General features: G+C 69.8%; 1 protein-coding gene. It reads right to left on the bottom strand.

The features are described from left to right. Positions 1-23: 23 nt before the first annotated feature. Positions 24-10,157, bottom strand: coding sequence for a type I polyketide synthase (locus LC193_RS29265; protein WP_226070459.1), 10,134 nt, complete (start codon positions 10,155-10,157; stop codon positions 24-26).

Genomic DNA, 10,157 nt, shown 5'->3' on the forward strand with positions numbered 1-10,157 from the left:
GCGGCCCGGGCCGGCGTGCCCCCTCATGAGCCGCGCAATTCGTTTTCGACGATGTCGAAGATGTCTTCGAGCGTGGCGGCCTCGACATCGACGGCATCCCCGCCCCCGGCCGCCTCGCCCGCTCCGCCGCCCGGGGGTGCCTCGGCGCCGCCCGGGGGTGCCTCGGCGTCGAGTTGCCCCAGCAGGTCGCGCAGCCGTGCGGCGAGCCGCCCCCGCACCGGGTCGTCGGACGCCACGTCCCCGAGCACCGCTTCGAGGCCGTCGAGCCGCGCGAGCACGGGCGGAACGGCCGCCTCCTCCGCCAGCCGCGCGTCGAGGTGCGCCGCGAGCGCCGCCACGGTGGGGAAGTCGAAGATCAACGTCGCAGGCAGCCGGAGGCCGGTCACCGCGCCCAGCCGGTTGCGCAGCTCGACCGCCCGCAGCGAGTCGAACCCCGATTCGAGGAAGCCCCGCGCGGTGTCGACCTGTTCCGGCCCGGCCAGCCCCAGCACACCGGCCGCCTCGGCGCGTACCCGGTGGAACAGCGCCTCGGCCCGCTCCTCGCCCGACAGCCCCGCCAGGCGGGCGGGGCCGGTCGCGGCGTCCGTCCCGGTCGCGGGAGCGCCCGCCGGGGCCGGCCTGCGGCGCGCCCGGCCCACGAGGCCGCGCACCAACGGCGGCCGTTCCGCCGCGTCCCGCAACGCCGCCAGGTCCAGCCGCACCGGCAGCACCAGGGGCCGTTCCAGGCCGAGCGCCACGTCGAACAGCGCCAGGCCGTCCGCCGACGCCAGCGGCAGCACGCCGGAACGCCGCAAGCGGGCCAGGCCCGCCTCGCCGAGCCCGCCCGTCATGTCGCTGAGCGTTTCCCACAGCCCCCAAGCCATCGACACCGCGGGCAGCCCGAGCGCACGGCGGTGCTCGGCGAGCGCGTCGAGGTACGCGTTGGCCGCCGCGTAGTTGCCCTGCCCTGCCGCACCGAGGATGCCGCCGGCCGCGGAGAACAGCACGAACATCGACAGGTCCGCGTCCCGGGTGAGTTCGTGCAGGTGCCGCGCCGACTCGGCCTTGGCGCGCAGGACGGCCCCGACCCGTTCCCCGGTCAGGGACGTGATCAACCCGTCGTCCAGCACGCCCGCGGCGTGCACGACTCCGGTGAGGGGGTGCTCCTGCGGCACGGAGCCGAGCACCTCGGCCAGCGCCGCCCGGTCGGACACATCGCACGCCACGGCCTTCGCCTCGGCACCGGCCTCGGCCAGCGCGGCCACCAGTTCCGCCGCGCCCTCGGCCGCTGGGCCGCGCCGGCTGACGAGCAGCAGCCGCCGCACGCCGTGTGCCTGCACCAGGTGGCGGGCGACCAGAGCGCCCAGCGTCCCGGTACCGCCGGTGATCAGCACGGTTCCGTGCCCGTTCCCGGCCGCGGGCGCCACCGCCTCCGGCCGCGCGGCGGCCAGGCGCGGCGCGAGCACCCGCCCGCCCCGCAGCGCGAGTTGCGGCTCCGCCTCCAGCGGAAGGCGGGGCAGCAGCTCACGCACGAGCCGCGCGGCCTCGTCGGCACCGCCGCTGTCGGTGTCGGTATCGGTATCGATCAGAACGATGCGCCCGGGGTGCTCGGCCTGCGCGGAACGCACCGCCCCCCACGCCGCCGCCGCCGAAAGATCGGTCACGTCCTCGCCGTTCCGCGTGCTCACGGCGCCCCCGGTCAGCCACACGAGCCGGTCCGTGGCGGAACGCTCGTGCGCCAGCCACTCCTGGAGAACCGCCACGGCACGCACCGCCGCCTCGACGGGCCCCACCGCCTGAGCAGCCGTCCGCCCGCCGTCCACCGGTCCCGCGCCTCGCCACGTCACGACCGTGTCCCGCCGGGCCGGGGCCGCGGACGCCGCCACATCCGCCGTGACGTCGGCCCACTCGACGTGGAACAGCGCGTCCCGCAACGGCACACCCAACTGCTCGCGCCTGACCGGTCGCACGGCCAGGGACTCGACGTCCGCCACCGGGGCACCGGTCTCGTCGGCGACCGAGAGGGTCATGGTGTCGGGGCCGGTGGGGGCCAGCCGGACGCGCAGGGCGGTCGCGCCGGTGGCGTGCAGCGTCACCCCGGACCAGGAGAACGGCAACCTGACCTCGTCGACACCGTCGAGGAGACTCGCGTGGAGGGCCGCGTCGAGGAGCGCGGGATGCAGGTCGAAGTCGTCACCGTGCCGCTCCTGCGGAAGCCGGACCTCCGCGAACACCTCGTCCCCGCGCCGCCACGCCGCGACCAGCCCACGGAACGCGGGACCGTACTCGAATCCGCTCTCCGCGAGCCGGTCGTAGAAGCCGGCCAGCGGGACAGCAACGGCCTGGGGCGGCGGCCAGACACCGGACAACTCCGGGTGACCTGCGACGGGCCCTGCGGGTGCGAGTGTTCCGGTGGCGTGGGTGACCCATTCCTCTCCCTCACCACCCCGCGCGAACACCCCCAACGAACGCCGACCCTCACCATCCACCTCACCCACCCGCACCTGCACATCCACACCACCCACCCCCAACACCAACGGCACCCCCAACGCCAACTCCTCCACCCGACCCCCCGCACGCAACCCCAACTCAACAAACCCCGTCCCCGGCAACAACACCGAACCCCACACCCCATGATCACCAAGCCACCCATACCCCTCCAACGACACCCGCCCCGAAAACACCACACCACCCCCACCAGCCAACTCCACCCCACCACCCACCAACCCACGCCCCACCCCACCAGACCCCAACCCCGAACCACCCGACAACCAAAACCGCTCCCGCTCAAACGCATACGTCGGCACATCCCCACACGCCTGTGCCACCGCCCGCTCCTGGCCCGGGAAAAGGCGGGACCAGTCCACATCCACACCCCGCACGAACGCCTCACCCACCGACAACAGGAACCGCCGCATACCCCCCTCACCACGCCGCAACGACCCCACCGCCGAAACACCCTCCATCACCGGCACCAACACCGGATGACCACTGCACTCCACAAACACCACATCATCACCGAACGACCGAACCACATCATCAAACAACACCGGCCGCCGCAAATTCTCAAACCAATACTCCCCACCCAACCCCTCCATATCCAACAACCCACCCGACACCGTCGAATAAAACGGCAACACCCCCCGACGCCCCACCACACCCACCAACCCCTCAACCAACCGCTCCCGCACCACATCCACCCCCGGACCATGCGACGCATAATCCACCGCCACCCACCGCACCCCCACACCCCGCCCCTCACACAACCCCACCAACCGCCCCAACGCCCCCACCTCACCCGACACCACCACCGACCCAGGACCATTCACCGCAGCCACCACCAACCCACCACCCACCTCACCCAACAACCCCTCCACCCCCGACACCGACAACGACACCACCACCATCCCCCCACCCCCCACCAACTCCCCCACCAACCCAGACCGCAACACCACCACCCGCGCACCCTCCTCCACCGACAACCCACCCGCCACCACCACCGCAGCCACCTCACCCTGCGAATGACCCACCACCCCCCGCACCACCACACCCAACGACTCCCACAACCGACCCAACGACACCATCACCGCCCACAACACCGGCTGCACCACCTCAACCCGCCCCAACCACCCCTCATCACCCGACCGCAACACCCCCACCAACGACCACCCCACCAACGGCTCCAACGCCCGCTCACACACCCCCATCCACTCCGCAAACACCACCGACTCCTCCAACAACCCCACCACCAACCCCACCCACTGCCACCCCTGACCCGGAAACACCAACACCACCCCACGACCACCACCAGAAACAGACCCACCACCCGACACCGACCCAGAAACAGAACCCACCACCGAACCAAAACCAGAACCAACACTCACCACAGAACCACCCGACACCACACCCGACTCCACATCCCCCACCAACCCATCCAACCCACCCACCAACTCCTCCCGCGAACCACCCACCACCACACCCCGCACCCCAAACACCGAACGACCCGCCAACACCCCACCCACCACACCCACCCCCACACCAGAACCCCCACCCACCACCCACTCCCGCAACCGACCCACCACACCCACCAACCCACCCACCGAACGCCCCGACACCACCCACACCACCACACCACCAGAAACACCCGAACCAAGACTGGAATTCACCGGCGCCTCCACCACCGGCGCCTCCTCCACCACCACATGCGCATTCGTCCCACTGATTCCAAAAGCAGAAATCGCGGCACGTCGCGGCCGGCCGTCCTCCGGCCATTCCCGCGTCTCCTCAAGCAGCTCGACGGCACCCGACGACCAGTCGATGTGCGATGACCGTTCGCCCACGTGCAGCGTGCGCGGCAGCACCCCGTGCCGCATCGCCATCACCATCTTGATCACACCCGCCACACCCGCGGCGGCCTGCGTGTGCCCGATGTTCGACTTCACCGACCCCAACCACAACGGACGCCCCTCCGCCCGCTCCCGCCCATACGTCGCCAACAACGCCTGCGCCTCGATCGGATCACCCAGACGCGTCCCCGTCCCATGCGCCTCCACCACATCCACATCAGCCGCGGAAAGCCGCGCATCCGCCAACGCCTGCCGAATCACCCGCTGCTGCGACGGACCATTCGGCGCCGTCAACCCATTCGACGCACCATCCTGATTAATCGCCGAACCACGCACCACCGCCAGCACCCGGCGCCCATTCCGCCGCGCATCCGACAACCGCTCAAGCAGAACGACGCCGACGCCTTCCGCGAGACCGAACCCGTCGGCGTCGTCGGAGAACGCCTTGCACCGCCCGTCGGTGGAGAGGGCCCGCAGACGGCTGAACCCGATGAACGCGTCGGGCGTCGGCATGACCACGGCACCACCCGCGAGTGCCAGCGAGCATTCGCCGCGCCGCAGGGCCTGGGCCGCCAGGTGCAGGGACACCAACGACGACGAACACGCCGTGTCCACCGTCACCGCGGGCCCTTCGAGCCCGAAGGCATAGGCGACACGCCCCGAGATCACGCTCGGCACGCTCCCGGTGACCACATAGTCCTCGATGGCCTGCGTGGCCTCGCCGGCGCTCGGCCCATAGCCGTGCGACATGGCGCCGACGAACGTTCCCGTGGAGGAGCCGTGGAGGTCCCGCATGGTGAGCCCCGCGCGTTCGAACGCCTCCCACGACGTTTCGAGCAGCAACCGCTGCTGCGGATCCATGGCCAGGGCCTCGCGCGGACTGATCCCGAAGAACCCCGCGTCGAACAGGTCGGCGTCCTCAAGGAAGCCGCCCTGCCGGACATAACTGGTCCCCCGCCGTCCGGGGTCGTCGTCGAACAGGTTGCCCAGGTCCCAGCCCCGGTCATCGGGGAAATCGGCGATCACGTCCCCGCCGTTCACGACCACCTGCCACAACGCCTCGGGGCTGTCGATGCCACCGGGGAAACGGCACGCCATTCCCACGATGGCCAGCGGCTCGTCGTCCGTGGCGCGCGGGGCGGCGGTGACGGCGGGCAGGGCGGGCTCTTCCTCAGCCCCCAGCACCTCGGTACGCAGGTGCCGTGCCAGCACGGATGGCGTGGGGTGGTCGAAGACCAGCGTGGCCGGCAACTGGAGGCCGGTGGCTGCGGCGAGGCGGTTGCGCAGCTCGACCGCGGTCAGTGATTCGAAACCGAGATCCTTGAACGCACGGTCCGGCCCGACGGCCTCCGCCGACGCATGCCCAAGCACGGCCTGCGCGTGGGTGCCGACCAGGTCGAGCAGGACGCGTTCCTGGTCGGCCCGCGGCTGCCCGTCGAGCCGCTGCCACAGTGCCGACCGCGTGGGGACCACGTCGGCCGTCGGACTCTCTGCCGGTCGCGTCCCGGGCTCCACCGCCCGCTGGTAAAGCGCGAGTTCGCCGAGCAGTGGGCTCGGCCGCATCGAGGTGAACAGCGACGCGAACGGCTCCCAGTCGATCTCGGCCACGGCGACGAACGTGTCGTCGTGGTCGAGTGCCTGCTGAAGGGCGGCGATCGCCAAGTCGGCGCGCATCAGGGCGAGTCCCTGGCCCCGCACGCGTTCGCGCGTCGCGTTCGGGTCGAGCCCTTCCATGCCGCGCCAGGTGTTGAGCGCGTCCTCCCACACTCCCCAGGCCACGGACGTCATCGGCAGCCCTCGCGCCCTGCCGCGCACCGCGAGCGCGTCGAGCGCCGCGTTCGCCGCCGCGTAGGCGGCATGGTCCCCGCTGCCCCAGACGCCGGCGATCGACGAGAACAGCACGAACGCGTCCAGGTCCTCGGGATCGAGCAGGTCAGCAAGGTGTTCTGTGCCCGCGACCTTCGCGGACAGCACGGCGGCGAGGCTGTCCAGCGTGGTATCGGTCACGGGGGCCAACTCGATGTGGGCGGCCGTGTGCATGACGGCCCGTACCGTGTGCCCGGCCTCGCGCAGTTCCCCCAACAGGGTCTCCACCGCTCCGCGGTCACCGACGTCACAGGCGCTCACGGTGACGGTGGTGCCCATGTCGGTGAGTTCGGCGACGAGTTCCTCAACCCCCGGGGCCTCGGGTCCCCTGCGGCTGATGAGCACGAGGTGTTCGGCACCGCCGGCGGCGAGCCAGCGAGCGACGCGCGGTCCGAGGCTGCCGGTCGCACCGGTGAGCACAACGGTGCCGGCCGGAGCCCATGTGCGTCGCGGTTCCGCGGCTCCGACGGCCGCCCGGACCATACGCCGGCCGGACAGGCCGGAGGCGCGAACCGCGACCTGGTCCTCACCGTTCAGCCCGGCGAGGACATGGCAGAGGCCGGAGAGAGCGTCCTCATCGACGGTCTCCGGCAGGTCGATCAGCCCGCCCCAGAGTGCCGAGTGCTCCAGGGCGATGACCCTGCCGAGGCCCCACACCTGCGCCTGCGCGGGATCAGCCGGCGCGTCCTCCGGCCCCGTCGTCACCGCCCCCCTGGTGACGGACCACAACCGGCCGGTACCACCGAGGTCGGTGAGCGCCTGCACCAAGGAAAGAGTGAGTGCCACGCCCGCCGTGAGCCCTGGATGGGACGGCAGCGGACGCGCGTCGAGAGCCAGGAGCGACAGGATGCCGCCGTCGAAGGGGGCCGTGGCGTCGACGAGGGCGCGGAGGCGTTCCCCGAGAACCTCGCGGTCGGCATCCGCCACGGACAACGCGACCGGAACCACGCGGGCGGCACCACCATCACCCAGCGCCCGGATGGCGGTGTCCATCCACTGCGGCCGGGCGCTCTCCTCCGGAACGAGAACGACCCATGTGCCGGACAGTTGGGGCGTCGGCGCCGCAGGCGTCAACGGCGTCCAGTCGATCCGGTAGCGCCAATCGTCGACAGTCTCCCGCGTACGACGTTCTTTCGCCGCGGTGTCCGGCTCCAAGTCTTTCAGCCAGAAGCGTTCCCGCTGAAACGCGTATGTGGGTACGTCCGCATACGCCTCCGCGAGCGCTCGTTCCTGTCCCGGGAAAAGGCGGGACCAGTCCACATCCACACCCCGCACGAACGCCTCACCCACCGACAGCAGAAACCGCCGCATACCCCCCTCACCACGCCGCAACGACCCCACCGCCGAAACACCCTCCATCACCGGCACCAACACCGGATGACCACTGCACTCCACAAACACCACATCATCACCGAACGACCGAACCACATCATCAAACAACACCGGCCGCCGCAAATTCTCAAACCAATACTCCCCACCCAACCCCTCCATATCCAACAACCCACCCGACACCGTCGAATAAAACGGCAACACCCCCCGACGCCCCACCACACCCACCAACCCCTCAACCAACCGCTCCCGCACCACATCCACCCCCGGACCATGCGACGCATAATCCACCGCCACCCACCGCACCCCCACACCCCGCCCCTCACACAACCCCACCAACCGCCCCAACGCCCCCACCTCACCCGACACCACCACCGACCCAGGACCATTCACCGCAGCCACCACCAACCCACCACCCACCTCACCCAACAACCCCTCCACACCAACCCGACCCAACGACACCACCACCATCCCCCCACCCCCCACCAACTCCCCCACCAACCCAGACCGCAACACCACCACCCGCGCACCCTCCTCCACCGACAACCCACCCGCCACCACCACCGCAGCCACCTCACCCTGCGAATGACCCACCACCCCCCGCACCACCACACCCAACGACTCCCACAACCGACCCAACGACACCATCACCGCCCACAACACCGGCTGCACCACCTCAACCCGCCCCAACCACCCCTCATCACCCGACCGCAACACCCCCACCAACGACCACCCCACCAACGGCTCCAACGCCCGCTCACACACCCCCATCCACTCCGCAAACACCACCGACTCCTCCAACAACCCCACCACCAACCCCACCCACTGCCACCCCTGACCCGGAAACACCAACACCACCCCACGACCACCACCAGAAACAGACCCACCCGACACCGACCCAGAAACAGAACCCACCACCGAACCAAAACCAGAACCAACACTCACCACAGAACCACCCGACACCACACCCGACTCCACATCCCCCACCAACCCATCCAACCCACCCACCAACTCCTCCCGCGAACCACCCACCACCACACCCCGCACCCCAAACACCGAACGACCCGCCAACACCCCACCCACCACACCCACCCCCACACCACCACCAGCACCCACCACCCACTCCCGCAACCGACCCACCACACCCACCAACCCACCCACCGAACGCCCCGACACCACCCACACCACCACACCACCAGAAACACCCAAACCAACACCAGAACTGGAACTCACCGGCGCCTCCACCACCGGCGCCTCCTCCACCACCACATGCGCATTCGTCCCACTGATCCCGAACGACGACACCCCCGCACGCCGCACACCACCCGCACCCACCACCCACTCCCGCGCCTCACGCAACAACTCCACCCGCCCCGAAGACCAATCCACATGCCCCGACGGCTCATCCACATGCAACGTCTGCGGCAACACCCCATACCGCAACGCCATCACCATCTTGATCACACCCGCCACACCCGCAGCCGCCTGCGCATGCCCAATATTCGACTTCAACGACCCCAACCACAAAGGACGCCCCACCGCACGCCCCTGCCCATACGTCGCCAACAACGCCTGCGCCTCAATCGGATCACCCAGACGCGTCCCCGTCCCATGCGCCTCCACCACATCCACATCAACCGCGGAAAGCCCCGCATCCGCCAACGCCTGCCGAATCACCCGCTGCTGCGACGGACCATTCGGGGCGGAAAAACCGCTGCTGCCTCCGTCCTGGTTCACCGCCGAGCCACGCACCACCGCCAATACCCGACGCCCATTCCGCCGCGCATCCGACAACCGCTCAAGCAGCAACACCCCCACCCCCTCCGACCACCCGGTGCCATTCGCCGAATCGGCGAAAGACCTGCACCTGCCGTCGGGGGACAGGGCCCGCTGCCGGCTGAACTCGACGAACCCCGACGGCCCGGTCATGACCGTCACACCGGCCGCCAGCGCCAGCGTGCTCTCCCCACGCCGCAACGACTGACACGCCAGATGCAACGACACCAACGACGACGAACACGCCGTATCCACCGTCACCGCAGGACCCTCAAGCCCCAACGTGTAAGCCACACGCCCCGACACGACGCTTCCCGTGTCACCGGTGAGCACGTAGCCTTCGAGTTCTTCCGGCACCTCACGCAGCAGAGCCGCGTAGTCCTGGTGCATGACGCCGGCGAACACGCCGGTGCGACTCCCACGCACGGAATCGGGCGAGATACCGGCCCGTTCGAACGCCTCCCATGACGTTTCGAGCAGCAATCGCTGCTGCGGGTGCATCGCCAGCGCCTCGCGCGGATTGATCCCGAAGAACTCCGCGTCGAAGTCCGCCGCGTCATCGAGGAACCCACCATGCCGCACATACGACTTCCCCGGCACCGAAGGATCCGGATCGAACAGACCCTCCACATCCCACCCGCGATCCTCAGGAAACTCCGAGATCGCGTCCGTCCCACTCTCCACCAACCGCCACAAATCCTCGGGCGACCGCACACCCCCAGGAAAACGGCACGCCATCCCCACGATCGCGATCGGCTCGGACTTCGCGGCGGTCAGCTCGCGATTCTGCTGCCGAAGCAGTTCGGCCTCTTTGAGAGAGGCTCGCAGTGCCCTGACGACTTCTTCGCTGGATGCGGCCAT

Origin of the sequence: Streptomyces marincola (assembly GCF_020410765.1) — a bacterium.
Taxonomy (GTDB): Bacteria; Actinomycetota; Actinomycetes; order Streptomycetales; family Streptomycetaceae; genus Streptomyces; species Streptomyces marincola.

Bases quoted from the DNA above. Each gene is read 5' to 3' on its own strand.
- LC193_RS29265 (WP_226070459.1), bottom strand. From the start codon at position 10,157: ATGGCCGCATCCAGCGAAGAAGTCGTCAGGGCACTGCGAGCCTCTCTC.